This is a genomic window from Micrococcus sp. APC 4021, from assembly GCF_030407635.1.
In the GTDB taxonomy this organism is placed as follows: Bacteria; Actinomycetota; Actinomycetes; order Actinomycetales; family Micrococcaceae; genus Micrococcus; species Micrococcus luteus.
This window is the reverse complement of record NZ_JASDCZ010000050.1, coordinates 1-15865: the sequence shown is the minus strand read 5'-3', so window position 1 is coordinate 15865 and position 15865 is coordinate 1. Positions and strand designations below refer to the sequence as shown.

Below are 15865 nucleotides of genomic sequence, written 5' to 3'. Positions count from 1 at the left end.
TGACGCAGACCTCTCATCCCTCCGGACCCCTGCGGGTGGTGCTGGCCGGCGGCGGCACCGCCGGCCACATCTCCCCGATGCTCGCCATCGCCCGCGCCCTGGAGGGCGACGGCGGCGGTCCCGTCGAGTGCACCATGGTCGGCACCGCCTCCGGCATGGAGACGCGTCTCGTCCCCGAGGCGGGCTACGAGCTCGACCTGATCGACCGGGTCCCGATGCCGCGCCGCCCGTCGATGGACGTCGTCCGCTTCCCGGCCCGCATGCGCGCCGCGGTCGCCACGGCGGCCCGGATCCTGCGGGACCGGCGCGCCGACGTCGTCGTGGGCGTGGGCGGCTACGTCGCGACCCCCGTCTACCTCGCCGCGTTCCGTGCCGGTGTGCCCGTGGTGGTCCACGAGGCCAACGCCCGCCCCGGCCTGGCCAACCGCATCGGCGCCCTGCGGGCCACGCACGTCGGCACCGCCCTGCCGGACACCCGCCTCCGCGGCGCCCGCTGGGTGGGCATGCCGATGCGCCCCGAGATCTCCGGTCTGGACCGGGCGGCCGCCCGCCGTGCCGCCCGTGAGGCCCTCGGCCTCGACCCGGACCGGACCACCGTCGTGGTGACCGGCGGCAGCTCGGGTGCGCTGGCCGTGAACCGCACCGTGCGCGCCGCGCTGGGCGACCTCCTGGACGCCGGTCTGCAGGTGTTCCACCTGACCGGTCGGGACAAGGCCCTCACCGAGGACGACGGCAGCCTGCTGGTCCGGGACGGCTACGTCCAGCGGGAGTACCTGGCGGGCATGGAGCAGGCCTACGCCGCCGCCGACCTGATCGTCGCCCGCTCGGGCGCCGGCACGGTCTGCGAGGTGTCCGCGGTCGGCCTGCCCGCCGTCTACGTCCCCCTGCCCATCGGCAACGGCGAGCAGGCGCTCAACGCCCGCCCCGTGGTGGAGGCGGAGGGAGCGCTGCTCGTCCGCGACGACGCCTTCGGGCGCGCGTGGGTGCAGCGTCAGCTGATCCCGCTGGCGACCGACCCTGAGCGTCTCGCGCGCATGGGGGAGGCGGCCGCCCGCTTCGGCGTCCGGGACGCGGACGTCACCATGGCCGGCCTCGTGCGCTCGGCCGCCCAGGAAGGAGCCCGGCGATGAGCCGAGACGAGAGCACCCGTCCCGCGGCCGAGGGCCGCTTCGCCGACCTGGGCCGCGTGCACCTGCTGGGGATCGGCGGCGTCGGCGTGTCGGGGGTCGCCCGCATCCTCCAGGAGCAGGGCGTCGCGGTGTCCGGCTCCGACGCGAAGGACCTGCCCGTGATGCGCGAGCTCGCCGCGGGCGGTGCCCGGATCACGGTCGGCTACGATGCCGCGCATCTCGGCCGGGACGTCACCACGGTGATCGCCTCCTCGATCGCCGGGCCGGGCAACCCGGAGCACGACGCCGCCGTGGCGCGCGGACTGCGCGTGCTGCACCGTTCCGAGGGCCTCGCCCTGGCCATGCGCGGCCACCGGGTGCTGGCCGTCGCCGGCACGCACGGGAAGACCACCACGTCCTCCATGGCCGCCATGGCCTTCTCCGACGCCGGCTGGGACCCCACGTTCGCGGTCGGCGCCGCCGTCGCCGGGCTCGGCACCAACGCCCGGGCGGGCCGGGGCGAGTGGTTCATCGCGGAGGCCGACGAGTCCGACGGCACCCTGGTGAACTACCCGAGCACGATCGGGATCGTCACGACCGTGGAGGCCGACCACCTGGACCACTACGGGACCGAGGAGGCGGTGCACCAGGTCTTCCGGGACTTCGCGGGCGGGCTGCCGGCCGCCGCCCAGGGCGGGGTCCTCGTGGCCTGCCTCGACGACGCCGGCGCGGCGGACCTGGCCGCCTGGGCACGGGAGCACGCGGCCGCCGACGTCGTGACCTACGGCTCGGCGCCCCGTGACGGCGTGGCGCCGGACCTGCTGGTCACCGACCTCGCGGTGGAGCCGGGCGAGACCGGAGTGGGCCAGCGCGCCACGTTCCGGATGGCGGGCGGCCCGGAGCGCACCCTGCATCTGCAGGTGCCCGGCCGGCACAACGCGCTGAACGCCGCCGCTGTGGTCCTGGCCGCCGTCCGGGCGGGCATGGCCTTCGAGGCCGCCGTGCGGGGCGTGGAGGCCTTCCGGGGCACGGCCCGCCGCTTCGAGTTCCGCGGCGCCGCGCGCGGCGTGCGGGTCTTCGACGACTACGCGCACCATCCCACGGAGGTGGCCGCCGCGGTCTCCGCCGGCCGTGCCGTGGCCGGCGACGCCCGCGTGCACGTCCTGTTCCAGCCCCACCTGTTCTCCCGCACCCGGGACTTCGCCGCCGAGTTCGCCGCCGCCCTCTCCGGGGCGGACGCGGTGCGCGTGCTGCCCGTGTACGCGGCTCGGGAGGAGCCGATGCCCGGCGTCGACTCGTCCCTCATCGCCTCCCGCCTCACGACGGGCGCCGCCGAAGACCGCGTCGTCGCTGAGGACCGGGCCGAGGCGGTGCGCTCGCTCGCGGCGGGCGCCACGGCCGGCGACGTCGTCCTGACGATGGGCGCGGGGGACGTCACCGCCTTGGGTGCGGACCTGCTGGCCGAGCTCGGTCGGGACGCGGCGCCCGGCGTCGCCCACCCGTGAGGCTCGGCCGCGGGACGCCGCCGGTCGCACCAGCCGGGGCCGACGCCTCCACCGTGGTCCGATTCCCGGGCCGCACCGCGCGCCGGCGCCGCGCCACGCGCTGGGGTGTGGCGGCCGCGGTCCTCGCGGTGCTGGGCGCCCTGGGCTGGGTCGTGTTCTTCTCGCCCGTGCTCGCGGTGGACCGCGTCGAGGTCACCGGCACCCGCCATGTCTCCGCCGCCGAGGTCCAGGAGCGCCTGGAGCCCGTGTACGGCGTGCCGCTGTCCCGCGTCGGCGCCGGCCGTGTGGGCGAGCTGGTCGGTGGTCTGCCCGGAGTGGCCGAGGTCCAGACCGTTCCCCGCCTGCCCACCGGCCTGGAGGTCGTGGTCCGGGAGCATGAGACGCGGGCCCGGCGGGACGGCGACGACGGTGTGCAGCTGCTGCTCGCAGACGGCACCGTCCTGACGGGAGTGCCGGAGGAACGGCTCGAGGGCGAGGACCTCCCCGCGTTCTCGGAGGAGCTGGCGCAGCGGGCGCAGGAGGAGCGCGCCGAGGTGGCCGAGGTGCTGGCCGCCCTGCCGGAGGCCGTGGCGGATCGTGTCGAGACGGCCGACTCCCGGGGCCCGGGCCAGGTCCGTCTGGCGCTCGAGGGTGGGGTGACCCTGGTCTGGGGCGACGCGCAGGACGCCGGCCTCAAGGGGCCCGTGGCCGAGGCGTTCCTGGCGGACGAGCGGCACGGGTCCGCGGAGGGTGGCGTCGCCGAGATCGACGTCTCCGTGCCCACGCGGCCGATCACGCGCTGAACCGGGGCCGCAGGAGTTTCCAGTAGAACGTGAAGGTGAAGGTCGGGGTGCGTGGCCTCGCGCGAGTCGGGGTGCCATCACCGCGGTGACTGCTCCTTCGAGTCTCACGTGAAAGTTGATGCGGGAGCCGTCTTTTCCGCGTGGACACGCCGTTTTCTTTTGCACGTGACGCGGGCCTCCCAGTACGGTGGACCCGAACGCGCGCGAGGCTCGCTTCACGCTGTGCTTGAAGGTGTCCACCCCGGGTGGCCGCCGATCATCGGGGCGATGTGCCTCGCGCGGACCTCTCGAGATCTCGAACAAAGGGAACCAACACCGTGGCTGCACCCCAGAACTACCTGGCCGTCATCAAGGTCGTCGGCATCGGCGGCGGCGGCGTGAACGCCGTGAACCGCATGATCGAGGTGGGGCTCCGCGGCGTGGAGTTCATCGCCATCAACACGGACGCCCAGGCGCTGTTGATGTCGGACGCGGACGTGAAGCTGGACGTGGGCCGCGAGCTCACCCGTGGACTCGGCGCGGGCGCGAACCCCGAGGTGGGCCGCCAGGCCGCCGAGGACCACGCGGAGGAGATCGAGGAGGTCCTGCGGGGCGCGGACATGGTGTTCGTGACCGCGGGCGAGGGCGGCGGCACCGGCACCGGCGGGGCGCCCGTCGTGGCCCGCATCGCGCGCTCGCTCGGCGCCCTGACCATCGGCGTCGTGACCCGTCCGTTCACGTTCGAGGGCCGCCGTCGCGCCGGCTCCGCCGAGGCGGGCATCGACGCCCTGCGGGACGAGGTCGACACCCTCATCGTGATCCCGAACGACCGGCTGCTGTCCATCTCGGACCGCAACGTCTCGGTCATGGACGCCTTCCGTCAGGCGGACCAGGTGCTCCTCTCCGGCGTCCAGGGCATCACCGACCTGATCACCACCCCGGGCCTGATCAACCTCGACTTCGCGGACGTGAAGTCCGTGATGCAGGGCGCGGGCTCCGCGCTCATGGGCATCGGCCACGCGCAGGGCGAGGACCGCGCCGTCAAGGCGGCCGAGCTGGCGATCGCCTCGCCGCTGCTCGAGGCCTCCATCGACGGCGCGTACGGCGTGCTGCTCTCCATCCAGGGCGGCTCCGACCTCGGCCTCTTCGAGATCAACGAGGCCGCGCGACTGGTCCAGGAGGTCGCCCACCCGGAGGCCAACATCATCTTCGGCGCGGTCATCGACGACGCCCTCGGCGACGAGGTGCGCGTGACCGTGATCGCCGCGGGCTTCGACAAGGTGGACGTCACCTCCGCCCCGGCCGCCCCGCAGGCCGTGCAGCAGCAGGCGGCCCCGCAGCGGGCCGCGGCCCCCGCGCAGCCGCAGCCCGCCGCCCAGCCGCAGCCCGCCGCCCCGGCCCAGCCGCAGCAGGCCGAGCGCCCCGCCGTGCGCGGCACCGTGCCGCTGGCCCCGCAGGAGCAGCAGCCGCGCCGCCAGCAGGACCTGCCCACCGTGGTGGAGCCGGACCTCGGCGCCGGGTCCTCGGACCTGGACGTCCCGGACTTCCTCAAGTGACGGCCGCGGAGGGGCCGGCCGGGACCGCACGGGTCCCCGCTGGCCCCTTCGTGCACCGCGAGACCGTCCGCACCGCGACGGGCGCCGTGCACGTCGCCTGGACCTCCGTGGCCGCCGGCAACCTCGCGCTGCACGTGGTCCCGCCGGACGAGGCCGAGGGGCTCGCTCGCGTCAGCGCCGCCCGTCGCGCCCTGGAGCGCGTGATGGGGGTCCCCGAGGGCGCCACGCTCTATCTGGACCAGGTGCACTCGGCCGACGTCGTGTGGGCGGACGGGCCCGGGCGCGGCGGTGCCTCGGCCCCCGTGGCCGACGCCGCCGTGAGCCGCGACGGGTCACGGCCGCTGGCCGTCATGGTGGCCGACTGCCTCCCCGTGGTCGTCGTCGACGAGACGACCGGCGCGACCGCCGTGGCCCACGCCGGGCGGCGCGGGCTGCTGGACGGCGTCCTGGAGGCGACCGTCGATCGGCTGCTCTCCCTGCGGCCGGAGGCCGACCGGACCGGTCCCGGCCTGCGCGCCTGGATCGGCCCCGGCGTGTGCGGCCGCTGCTATGAGGTGCCCGCGGCCATGCGCGACGAGGCCGCCGCCCGCCTCCCGGCGACCGCGGCCACCACGTCCTGGGGCACCCCCGCCCTCGACCTGCCCGCTGGCGCCGCGGAGGTCCTCCGTGCCCGCGGGGTGGCCACCGCGACGATCGACGTGTGCACGCGGGAGGACGAGCGCCTGTTCTCACACCGTCGGGCGCCCGGTGAGGGCCGGTTCGCCGGCCTCGTCTGGCGCGCCGACCCCGACGCCACCGTCCCGAGAGGAGACGCATGACCGCCCCCGCCACCGCCGGGCCGACCCCGACGGACCCCCGCGCCCGGGAGATCGCCGACGCGCTCGCCGCGGTGCACGCCCGCATCGCCGACGCCGCGCGGGACGCCGGGCGCGAGGCGGAGCCCGCGCTCGTCGTCGTGACCAAGACCCACCCCGCCGAGGACGTCGTGCGCCTCGCCGCGCTCGGCGTGACCGACGTGGGGGAGAACCGCGACCAGGAGGCCCGGCCCAAGGCCGAGGCCGTCGCCGCGGCTCTGGGGGCGGACGCCCCGCGCTGGCACTTCGTGGGCCAGCTGCAGACCAACAAGGCCAAGTACGTGGTGCGCTACGCGTCCGTGGTGGAGTCGGTGGACCGACCCGAACTGGCCGAGGCGCTCTCGCGGGCGCTCGTGCTGCGGCGCGAGCGCGAGCCCGAGGCCGCGATCCCCGACCTGGAGTGCCTCGTGCAGGTGGATGTCGACGACCGCGCCGACGAGGACCGTCCCGAGGGGATCGGCCCGCGCGGCGGCGCCCGCCCCGAGGACGTCCCCGCCCTCGCGGACGTCATCGCCGGCCTGCCGGGCCTGCGGCTGGGCGGGCTGATGTGCGTGGCACCGCGCGGCCTGGACCCGGAGCACGCGTTCCGCCGCCTTGCCGCACTCGGCGCGCGCCTGCGGCAGACGCATCCGGAGGCCACCGCACTGTCCATGGGGATGAGCGCGGACCTCGAGGCGGCCGTGCGCGCCGGGGCGACACAGGTGCGCATCGGCTCCGACGTTCTGGGGGCCCGGGACGCGGTGGGCTAACGTTGACCCCGCGCGTCCCGGCGGGACGCGACAGGACCGTGCGGACGCACGCGCACCGACGACGAACGACGGCGGCCCCCGGGGCCGGAGGACGTGGTGAAGGAAGACTCATGGCTGGTGCCCTGAAGAAGACGATGATCTACCTCGGCCTGGCCGACGGCGACGAGTACGACGAGCAGCCGCGTGCGGCCGAGCGGGAGACCGCGCCCCGACACGAGGTCGTCGAGGCGCGCCGCCCCGCGGAGCCGGACACCGACCCCCACATGGAGGCCGTCCGCCCGGCTGCGGTCCGCGATCCCGAGCCGGCCGAGCGGCCGGAGCCCGTGACCCCGTCCGGCTCCACCGCGGCCGATCCCGTCGAACCCCGGCGTCCGGCGCGTCCCGAGCCGGTCGACCCGGGCTACCGGGCCCCGGTGACCCCCATCAAGCGAGCCGCAGCGTCGTCTGCCGAAGGAGCCTCCGTGCACACCCTCTCCACCGTCCACCCCCGCTCCTACAACGACGCGAAGGCGATCGGCGAGGCCTTCCGCTCCGGCGTCCCCGTGATCATGAACGTGACCGACCTCGGTGAGAACGAGGCCAAGCGCCTCGTGGACTTCGCGGCCGGCCTCGTCTTCGGCCTGCACGGCTCGATCTCCCGCATCACCAGCAAGGTGTTCCTGCTGACCCCGGCCACCGTGGACGTCGTCGGCGCCGAGCAGGGCGAGTCCGGCGCGGCCGACTCCCCGTTCGACGGCGACTGAGGCGCCCATGCAGCTGCTCCTCGCCCTCGCCTACATCGCCCTGACGGTGGTGCTCGCGGCGCTGACCGTGCGGATCGTCCTGGACGTCACGCAGTCGTTCGTCCGCCACTGGCGCCCCACCGGGGCGGCCCTCATGCTGGCCAGCGGCGTGTACGGGGCCACCGATCCGTTGCTGCGCCCCGTGCGTCGTGCCGTGCCGCCGGTGAACCTGGGCGGCATCGGCCTGGACGTGGCCTTCCTCATCGTGTTCCTCGGCGTCGTCCTGCTGCGGGTCCTGGTGCTGAGCCTGGCCGGCGTGGCCTGACCCGCGGCCCGGGGCGGCTGTCGGCCCCGGTGGTAGTCTTCGCGGCAGGATCGGCGCCGCCCCTCACCGGCGCGCCGACCGCCGACGCGCCGGGCCGCCCGGCCGTCCCCGAGCACCGAGCAGAGAGCGAGACGGTTCCATGGCGCTGTCCTGGGAAGACGTGGTCAACAAGCAGTTCCAGCCCACGAAGTTCCGCGAGGGCTACGACCAGACCGAGGTGGATGACTTCCTCGACGAGATCGTGGCGGAGTTCAAGCGCCTGATCGCCCTCAACGAGCAGCTCGAGTCCGAGAACGCGGAGCTGCGCGCCGGCGGCGCCGCCCCGGCCGCCGGCCCCGCTGCGGACACCCCGGAGGCCGCCGCGACCCCGGCCTCCGCCGAGGAGTCGGCCCCGGCCGCCGCCCCCGAGTCCGCCGACGCGGCCGCGACCTCCGCCGCCGGCGTCCTGGCCATGGCCCAGCGGCTGCACGACGAGCACGTCGCCGCGGGCGAGCAGCGCAGCACCGAGCTCGTCGCCGAGGCCGAGGCCACCGCGGCCCGGCTCGTCAGCGACGCCGAGGAGCAGAAGGCCCGCACCCTCGAAGCCCTGGCCGAGGAGAAGGCCGGCCTGGAGGGCGAGGTCGAACAGCTGCGCAGCTTCGAGACCGACTACCGCAGCCGCCTCACCTCCTACATCGAGGGCCAGCTGCGCGAGATCCGCGCCCAGAAGCGCGTCGAGCCCCCCACGCCCACGGCGTGAGCCGAGCCGTCGACGCCGCGCCGGCCCCGCGATCCCCTCGCGCGGGCCGGCGAGCCGTGCTCACCGCCCTCATCGTGGCGGTGCTGGCCTACGCCCTCGACCAGCTGACCAAGTACGCGGTCGAGAGCACGATGCAGCTGGGGGACTCCGTCGCGGTGATCCCCGGGGTGCTGCGCTGGCACTACATCCTGAACCCGGGCGCGGCCTTCTCCATCGGCGAGGACCACACCTGGGTGTTCACCATCATCCAAGCCGTGGTGGCGGTCGCCGCCCTCGTCGGGATCGCCCGCGTGCGCTCGACGCCGTGGGCCCTGGCGCTGGGCGGGCTCGCCGGCGGTGTGCTCGGCAACCTCACGGACCGGCTGTTCCGGCCCCCGGCGTTCGGGCGCGGCCACGTGGTCGACATGATCTCCGTGCCGCACTTCGCGATCTTCAACGTGGCGGACTCGTTCATCGTCTGCTCCGTCATCGGCGTCGCCCTGCTCGTGATGACCGGCCGCCGCCTGGACGGCACACGGGAGGCGTGAGGACATGGGCATGAGACCGGGACTGACCGAGCGGCTCGAGGTCACCGAGGCCGAGGCGGGCCGGAGGGTCGACGCGGTGCTCGCCGACGCGTTCGGCGTCTCCCGCTCGCTGCTGGCGGACTGGTTCTCCCGGGGCCTGGTGCGGGCCGAGTCGCGCTCCGGCCGCCGGGACCGCGTCCTGGCCAAGTCCGCGAAGGCCGTGGCGGGGGAGACCCTCGCCGTCGACGTCCCCGACGACCCCGACCCCCTGGAAGTGAGGGCAGAGCGCGTGGACGCGCTGAGCATCCTGTACGAGGACGAGGACCTGGTGGCCGTGGACAAGCCCACCGGCGTGGCCGCGCACCCCTCGCCGGGCTGGGTCGGGCCCACCGTGGTGGGCGCCCTGGCCGCCCTCGGCTACGACATCACCACCTCGGGCGCCCCTGAGCGCCAGGGGATCGTGCACCGGCTCGACGTCGGCACCACCGGGGTCATGGTCGTGGCCAAGACCGAGCGCGCCTACACGGCCATGAAGGACCAGTTCCGCGAGCGCGTGCCGGAGAAGGTCTACCACGCCGTGGTCCAGGGCATCCCGGACCCGCTGAGCGGCACCGTGGACGCGCCCATCGGGCGGCATCCCGGCCACCACTGGAAGTTCGCGGTGCTCGAGGACGGCCGGCCGTCCGTGACCCACTACGAGACGCTCGAGGTGTTCGGCCGGGCCACCCTGCTCGAGGTCCACCTGGAGACCGGGCGCACCCACCAGATCCGCGTGCACACCTCGGCGCTGCGCCACCCGTGCGTCGGCGACCTCACGTACGGGGCGGATCCGCGCCTGGCGGCCGAGCTCGGGCTGACCCGCCAGTGGCTGCACGCCCACCGCCTGGCGTTCCCGCACCCGGTCACGGGGGAGCCGGTGACGATCACCTCCCCGTATCCGGACGACCTCGCCCACGCCCTGGCGGCGCTGCGCGGCGACGAGGACTGAGCCGGCACCGTCGACGTGACCCCCGTCCCGGTCCGGCCCCGCCGCCCGGGCACCACGAGTAGGCTGGTGCGGCCCCGCCGTCCTCCCCGTCGAAAGGCCCACCCCGCATGACCGTGTCCGCCGACGCCCGCCCCGACGCCGTGAAGGACGGCGGCTTCGTCCACCTGCACACGCACACCGAGTACTCCATGCTCGACGGCGCCGCGAAGCTGGACGACCTGTTCGCCGAGGCCCAGCGGCTGGGCATGGACTCGCTGGCCATCACGGACCACGGCTACCTCTTCGGCGCCTACGACTTCTGGTCCAAGGCGAAGGCGGCGGGCGTCAAGCCGATCATCGGGCTCGAGGCCTACGTGGCCCCCGGGCAGCAGCACCGCACGGACAAGGAGAAGACCCGCTGGGGCGAGCCCCACCAGCGGGGGGACGACGTGTCCGGCGGCGGTGCGTACACGCACATGACGCTGCTGAGCGAGACCACCGAGGGGATGCACAACCTGTTCCGGATGGGCTCGATCGCCTCGCTGGACTCGGTGTACGCCAAGTGGCCGCGGCTGGACCGGGAGCTGCTGAGCCAGTACTCGAAGGGCCTGATCGCCACCACGGGCTGCCCCTCCGGCGAGGTGCAGACGCGCCTGCGCCTGGGCCAGTACCGGGAGGCGATGCAGGCGGCCTCGGACTTCCGGGACATCTTCGGCAAGGACAACTACTACTGCGAGATCATGCACCACGGCCTCGACATCGAGCGCCGGGTGATGACGGACCTGCGCCGGCTCGCCAAGGACCTGGGCCTGCCGTTCGTGGCCACGAACGACCTGCACTACACCCACGAGCACGACGCCAAGGCGCACGAGGCGCTGCTGGCCCTGCAGTCGGGCTCGAAGCTCAACGAGCCCAGCTACGACCAGGGCGGCTCCCGCTTCGCGTTCTCCGGCACCGAGTACTACCTGAAGTCCCCGCGGCAGATGCGCGAGCTCTTCGCGGAGCTGCCCGAGGCCTGCGACAACACGCTGCTCATCGCCGAGCGGTGCGAGGTCGAGTTCGACACGAAGGCCAACTACATGCCGGTCTTCCCCACGCCGGAGGGCGAGGACGAGACCAGCTGGCTCATCAAGGAGGTCGCCTCCGGTCTGGCCTACCGCTACCCGGACGGCGTGCCGGACCACGTGCGCAAGCAGGCGGACTACGAGCTGGACGTCATCATCTCGATGGGCTTCCCCGGGTACTTCCTCGTCGTGGCCGACTTCATCAACTGGGCCAAGGAGAACGGCATCCGGGTGGGCCCGGGCCGCGGCTCGGGCGCCGGATCGATGGTGGCGTACGCGCTGCGCATCACGGACCTGGACCCGCTCAAGCACGGGCTGATCTTCGAGCGGTTCCTCAACCCGGACCGCGTGTCCATGCCCGACTTCGACGTCGACTTCGACGACCGCCGTCGCTCCGAGGTGATCGACTACGTCACCCGCAAGTACGGCGACGAGCGCGTCACCATGATCGTCACGTACGGCACCATCAAGACCAAGCAGGCCCTGAAGGACTCGGCCCGCGTGATGGACCAGCCCTTCTCGATGGGCGAGTCCCTCACCAAGGCGCTGCCGCCGGCGGTGATGGCCAAGGACATCCCGCTCAAGGACATCGAGGACCCCGCGGCCCCGCGCTACGGGGAGGCCGCGCCCTTCCGCGAGCTGATCGCCACGGACCCGGTGGCGAAGGAGGTCTTCGAGACCGCCAAGGGCCTCGAGGGCCTGAAGCGGCAGTGGGGCGTGCACGCGGCCGGCGTGATCATGTCCTCGGTGCCGGTGATCGACGTCATCCCGATCATGCGCCGCCTGCAGGACGGCCAGGTCATCACGCAGTTCGACTACCCGATGGCGGAGTCCCTGGGCCTGATCAAGATGGACTTCCTGGGGCTGCGCAACCTCACGATCATCTCGGACGCGCTCGAGAACGTGAAGGCGAACCAGGGCGTGGACCTGGACCTGGAGACCCTCGACGTGGACGACCCGGCGGCCTACGAGCTGCTGGCCCGCGGTGACACCCTCGGCGTGTTCCAGCTCGACGGCGGGCCCATGCGCTCGCTGCTGAAGATGATGCGCCCGGACAACTTCGAGGACATCTCGGCGACCATCGCCCTGTACCGCCCCGGCCCCATGGGCGCGAACTCGCACACCAACTACGCGCTGCGCAAGAACGGGCAGCAGGAGATCACCCCGATCCACCCGGAGCTGGAGGAGCCGCTGCGGGAGATCCTGGACACCACCTACGGCCTGATCGTGTATCAGGAGCAGGTCATGGCGATCGCCCAGAAGGTGGCGGGCTACTCGCTCGGCCAGGCCGACATCCTGCGCCGTGCGATGGGCAAGAAGAAGAAGTCGGAGCTGGACAAGCAGTACGAGGCGTTCCACCAGGGGATGCTGGACCGCGGCTACTCGGAGGCCGCGGTGAAGGCCCTGTGGGACATCCTGCTGCCCTTCTCGGACTACGCGTTCAACAAGGCGCACTCGGCCGCCTACGGCCTGGTCTCCTACTGGACGGCCTACCTCAAGGCGCACTACCCGGCGGAGTACATGGCCGCGCTGCTCACCTCGGTGGGCGACGACAAGGACAAGCTGGCCATGTACCTCAACGAGTGCCGCCACATGGGCATCACCGTGCTGCCCCCGGACGTGAACGAGTCCCACCTGACCTTCACCCCCGTCGGCCGGGACATCCGCTTCGGCATGGGCGCCGTCCGCAACGTGGGCGCCAACGTGGTCAAGGGCATGGTCCAGGGGCGCGAGGAGAAGGGCTCGTACACGGGCTTCGGCGACTTCCTGGCGAAGGTGCCGCTCGTGGTGTGCAACAAGCGCACCATCGAGTCCATGATCAAGGCCGGCGCCTTCGACTCCCTCGGCTACGCCCGCCGCGCCCTGCTGGCCGTGCACGAGGAGGCCGTGGACGCCACCGTGGCGCAGAAGCGCAAGGAGGACCACGGCGAGTTCACCTTCGACCTGTTCGCGCTCGGCGGCGGCGACGAGGACGACTCCGACGCCGCGGACGGCGTCGCCGTCCCGGACCTGCCGGAGTGGGCCAAGAAGGAGAAGCTCGCGTTCGAGCGCGAGATGCTGGGCCTGTACGTGTCCGACCATCCGCTGCAGGGCCTCGACGGCGTCCTGGCCCAGCACGCCGACGTCCAGATCACCCGCGTCCTCGACGACGACGGGCCCGCCGACGGCGCGATCGTCACCATCGCGGGCCTGATCACCACGCTCGAGCGCCGCATCGCCAAGTCCTCGGGCAACGCGTACGCGCGCTGCGAGATCGAGGACCTCGGCGGCTCGATGGACGTCATGTTCTTCGGCCAGGTGTACGCGCCCATCGCGATGATGCTGGCCGAGGACCTCGTCGTCGCCGTCAAGGGCAGGGTGCAGCGTCGTGACGACGGGTCGGTGTCCCTGTCCGCGATGGAGCTGACCATCCCGGAGCTCTCGGATGGCCCCGGCGGCCCCGTGCGGATCACGCTGCCCGCGTTCAAGGCCACGGAGCAGGTCATGGGCCAGCTGGCGGACGTGCTGCGCACCCACGAGGGCTCCTCGGAGGTGCGGCTGTCCCTGGTGGGCCAGCGTGCCACGCAGGAGTTCCAGCTGGGCCCGCAGTTCCGGGTGAGCCCGAACCCGGCGCTGTTCGGGGACCTCAAGATCCTGCTGGGTCCGGCCTGCCTCGGCTGAGCGGACGTAGCATGGGAGTGCCCCGCCCAGGAGGAGAGAGCTGATGCACTGCCCGTTCTGCCGTCATGAGGACTCGCGCGTGGTGGATTCACGCTCCCTCGACGACGGCTCCGCCATCCGTCGGCGTCGGCAGTGTCAGGCCTGCGGCAAGCGGTTCACCACCATGGAGACCACCGCCCTGACCGTCGTCAAGCGCTCCGGGGTGGCGGAGCCGTTCGACCGCTCCAAGGTGATCAACGGCGTCCGGAAGGCGTGCCAGGGGCGGCCGGTGACGAGCGACGACCTGGCCATGCTCGCCCAGGAGGTCGAGGAGACGGTTCGTGCCACGGGCAACGCCGAGGTGGACGCCCACGACGTCGGCCTGGCCATCCTCGATCCGCTGCGCCGTCTCGACCAGGTGGCCTTCCTGCGCTTCGCCTCCGTCTACCGGGACTTCGAGTCCCTCGACGACTTCGAGGAGGCCATCGCGGAGCTCCGGGCCGGTGACGGGGACGACCGCGGCCGTCCCGCCGTGCAGCCGCGGCTGTTCACCCGCTGACCCGGGCCGATGCGACGGCGCGGCCGGGATCGACGCTGCAGTGGTGCGCACGGCCTCCAGGCGCTACAGTGATCCCCGGGTCGACCTCGGTCGGCCCGGCAAGACCGCCGAGGGCGGTTCCGGAGGGGAAGCCGGAACCGCCCTCGGTGTCTGCGCCCTCAGTTGCCGTCGGCGAGCGAGCCGTGCGCGGCCAGGGCGGCGCCCACGATGCCCGCGTTGTTCTGCAGCTGGGCCGGGACGATCGGGGTGCGCAGGCGCAGCAGCGGCAGGTAGTCGTCCGGCCGCTTGGAGATGCCGCCGCCGACGATGAACAGGTCGGGCGAGAAGATCCGCTCCACGTGGGAGAAGAAGCGCTGCAGTCGCTCGGCGTACTCGGCCCAGCTGAGCTGATCGCGCTCCCGGGCCTTCGCAGAGGCCCGTGACTCGGCCATCACGCCGTCGAGCTCCAGGGAGCCGACCTCGAAGTTCGGGACGAGCATGCCGTCGTGGATCATCGCGCCGCCGATGCCGGTGCCGAGGGTGATCACGTGCACCAGGCCGCGCACGCCCCGCCCGGCCCCGTAGCGGGCCTCCGCGAGGCCGGCCGCGTCGGCGTCGTTGACCACGGTCACGGGGCGGCGCAGGTGCTCCTCGAACGTGCCGCGCAGGTCCGTGCCGATCCACGAGTGGTCGATGTTGTTCGCGGACAGGCACACCCCGTCCTTGACGATCGAGGGGAAGCACACGCCCAGCGGGGCGGAGGGCTTCGGCGCCTTCTCGCGCCCGTCGAGCTCGGCGGTGATGGCCGCCAGGGTCGCCGCCACGGGCTCGGGCATGGCCGGCTGCGGCGTGGGGATGCGGAAGCGGTCCCCGCGCAGGGTGCCCGCCTTCGGCCCCGACCCGAGGCGGACCAGGCCGCCCTTCATGCCGGTCCCCCCGACGTCGATGCCGATCGTCGTGGGGTATTTGGAGGAGCGCTGGGCGGTGCTGGTGTGCGTCGTCACGGCCCCCAGCTTAGTGCCGAGTCACGGCAGCGTGAGAATCTCCGCGCCGTCGTCCGTGACCACGATCGTGTGCTCGAACTGCGCGGTGCGACGGCGGTCGCGGGTCACCACGGTCCAGCCGTCGTCCCACTGGTCCCACTCGATCGTGCCGAGGGTGAGCATCGGCTCGATGGTGAACACCATGCCGGGCACGAGCAGGCGGTCGTGGGCCGGGGCCGCGTCGTAGTGGGGGATCACGAGGCCGGAGTGGAAGTCCACGCCCACGCCGTGGCCGATGAAGTCGCGCACCACGCCGTAGCCGAAGCGCTTGGCGTAGGACTCGATGGCGCGGCCGATCACGTTGACCTGACGGCCGGGCTTCACGGCGCGGATGCCGCGGCGCAGGGCCTCCTCGGTGCGCTCGACGAGCAGCCGGGACTCCTCGTCCACGTCGCCGACCAGGTAGGTGCGGTTGTGGTCCCCGTGGACGCCGTCCAGGTACGCGGTGATGTCCAGGTTGACGATGTCCCCGTCCTCCAGGACGGTGCCGTCCGGGATGCCGTGGCAGATGACCTCGTTGATCGAGGTGCAGATGGACCGCGGGAAGCCGCGGTAGCCCAGGCAGGACGGGTAGGCGCCGCGCTCCACGAGGAAGGCGTGCGCGATCCGGTCCAGCTCGTCCGTGGTGACGCCCGGGCGGATGTGGGCGGCGGTGTGCTCCATGGCCTGCGCGGCCAGGCGGCCGGCGGCGCGGATCCGCTCGATGCCGGCGGCGTCGTAGACGTCCGAGGCGTTGCCCTCGTCCGGGGTGGCCTTGCCGACGTACTCGGGGCGCGGGATCGCGGCC

15 protein-coding genes are annotated in these 15865 nt (G+C 73.4%); 13 read left to right on the top strand and 2 right to left on the bottom strand.

The window, feature by feature from the left end; genetic code table 11:
* The 13 genes from murG to nrdR all read left to right on the top strand — a co-directional run.
* Positions 1–1130 (top strand): undecaprenyldiphospho-muramoylpentapeptide beta-N-acetylglucosaminyltransferase (gene murG, locus QL983_RS06215; protein WP_290151872.1); only part of this gene is annotated, 1130 nt, incomplete at its 5' end.
* Complete coding sequence (murC, locus tag QL983_RS06210; RefSeq protein WP_036314167.1) at positions 1127–2614, top strand: UDP-N-acetylmuramate--L-alanine ligase; 1488 nt, start codon at positions 1127–1129, stop codon at positions 2612–2614. The genes murG and murC, both read left to right, overlap by 4 nt.
* Before the next feature lie 53 nt (positions 2615–2667).
* Positions 2668–3396 (top strand): cell division protein FtsQ/DivIB, encoded by a 729-nt coding sequence (locus QL983_RS06205; RefSeq protein ID WP_063189721.1) that lies wholly within the window; start codon positions 2668–2670, stop codon positions 3394–3396.
* A 317-nt stretch (positions 3397–3713) separates the two neighbouring features.
* Positions 3714–4931 carry a cell division protein FtsZ gene (gene ftsZ / locus QL983_RS06200; protein ID WP_036314171.1) on the top strand — a complete coding sequence of 406 codons (1218 nt, stop codon included), beginning with the start codon at positions 3714–3716 and terminating at the stop codon, positions 4929–4931.
* Positions 4928–5749: a polyphenol oxidase family protein gene (locus tag QL983_RS06195; RefSeq protein ID WP_036314173.1), complete on the top strand. Its 822-nt coding sequence runs from the start codon at positions 4928–4930 to the stop codon at positions 5747–5749. Before ftsZ ends, QL983_RS06195 begins: the two co-directional genes overlap by 4 nt.
* Complete coding sequence (locus tag QL983_RS06190; protein WP_036314175.1) at positions 5746–6534, top strand: YggS family pyridoxal phosphate-dependent enzyme; 789 nt, start codon at positions 5746–5748, stop codon at positions 6532–6534. The genes QL983_RS06195 and QL983_RS06190 overlap by 4 nt, the downstream gene beginning before the upstream one ends.
* A gap of 110 nt (positions 6535–6644) precedes the next feature.
* Positions 6645–7277: a cell division protein SepF gene (sepF, locus tag QL983_RS06185; RefSeq protein WP_036314178.1), complete on the top strand. Its 633-nt coding sequence runs from the start codon at positions 6645–6647 to the stop codon at positions 7275–7277.
* A 7-nt stretch (positions 7278–7284) separates the two neighbouring features.
* On the top strand, positions 7285–7581 hold the full coding sequence (locus QL983_RS06180) for a YggT family protein (protein WP_036314180.1): 297 nt from the start codon (positions 7285–7287) through the stop codon (positions 7579–7581).
* A 139-nt stretch (positions 7582–7720) separates the two neighbouring features.
* A complete protein-coding gene (locus QL983_RS06175; protein WP_036314182.1) occupies positions 7721–8320 on the top strand; it encodes a DivIVA domain-containing protein in 600 nt (199 codons plus the stop codon).
* A gap of 56 nt (positions 8321–8376) precedes the next feature.
* A complete protein-coding gene (lspA, locus tag QL983_RS06170; RefSeq protein ID WP_036314214.1) occupies positions 8377–8847 on the top strand; it encodes a signal peptidase II in 471 nt (156 codons plus the stop codon).
* A gap of 4 nt (positions 8848–8851) precedes the next feature.
* Positions 8852–9814, top strand: coding sequence for an RluA family pseudouridine synthase (locus tag QL983_RS06165; protein WP_078025836.1), 963 nt, complete (start codon positions 8852–8854; stop codon positions 9812–9814).
* Positions 9815–9921: 107 nt separating this feature from the next.
* The gene (dnaE, locus tag QL983_RS06160) at positions 9922–13518 is read left to right on the top strand and encodes a DNA polymerase III subunit alpha (RefSeq protein ID WP_078025837.1); all 3597 of its coding nucleotides are present in this window, start codon (positions 9922–9924) and stop codon (positions 13516–13518) included.
* Positions 13519–13561: 43 nt separating this feature from the next.
* Positions 13562–14056, top strand: coding sequence for a transcriptional regulator NrdR (gene nrdR / locus QL983_RS06155; protein ID WP_002855838.1), 495 nt, complete (start codon positions 13562–13564; stop codon positions 14054–14056).
* A gap of 158 nt (positions 14057–14214) precedes the next feature.
* On the opposite strand, the gene ppgK is transcribed toward nrdR, so the two are convergent.
* Together ppgK and map are read right to left on the bottom strand one after the other, a co-directional pair.
* Positions 14215–15039 (bottom strand): polyphosphate--glucose phosphotransferase, encoded by an 825-nt coding sequence (ppgK, locus tag QL983_RS06150; protein WP_095694678.1) that lies wholly within the window; start codon positions 15037–15039, stop codon positions 14215–14217.
* A 21-nt stretch (positions 15040–15060) separates the two neighbouring features.
* A partial coding sequence (map, locus tag QL983_RS06145) for a type I methionyl aminopeptidase (protein WP_290151858.1) occupies positions 15061–15865 on the bottom strand: 805 nt, incomplete at its 5' end.

Excerpts from the sequence above, each read along its gene's own strand:
- nrdR (WP_002855838.1), top strand. The coding sequence starts at position 13,562 with ATGCACTGCCCGTTCTGCCGTCATGAGGACTCGCGCGTGGTGGATTCA.
- dnaE (WP_078025837.1), top strand. The coding sequence starts at position 9,922 with ATGACCGTGTCCGCCGACGCCCGCCCCGACGCCGTGAAGGACGGCGGC.
- sepF (WP_036314178.1), top strand. The coding sequence starts at position 6,645 with ATGGCTGGTGCCCTGAAGAAGACGATGATCTACCTCGGCCTGGCCGAC.
- murC (WP_036314167.1), top strand. The coding sequence starts at position 1,127 with ATGAGCCGAGACGAGAGCACCCGTCCCGCGGCCGAGGGCCGCTTCGCC.
- QL983_RS06175 (WP_036314182.1), top strand. The coding sequence starts at position 7,721 with ATGGCGCTGTCCTGGGAAGACGTGGTCAACAAGCAGTTCCAGCCCACG.
- QL983_RS06190 (WP_036314175.1), top strand. The coding sequence starts at position 5,746 with ATGACCGCCCCCGCCACCGCCGGGCCGACCCCGACGGACCCCCGCGCC.
- QL983_RS06180 (WP_036314180.1), top strand. The coding sequence starts at position 7,285 with ATGCAGCTGCTCCTCGCCCTCGCCTACATCGCCCTGACGGTGGTGCTC.
- QL983_RS06165 (WP_078025836.1), top strand. The coding sequence starts at position 8,852 with ATGGGCATGAGACCGGGACTGACCGAGCGGCTCGAGGTCACCGAGGCC.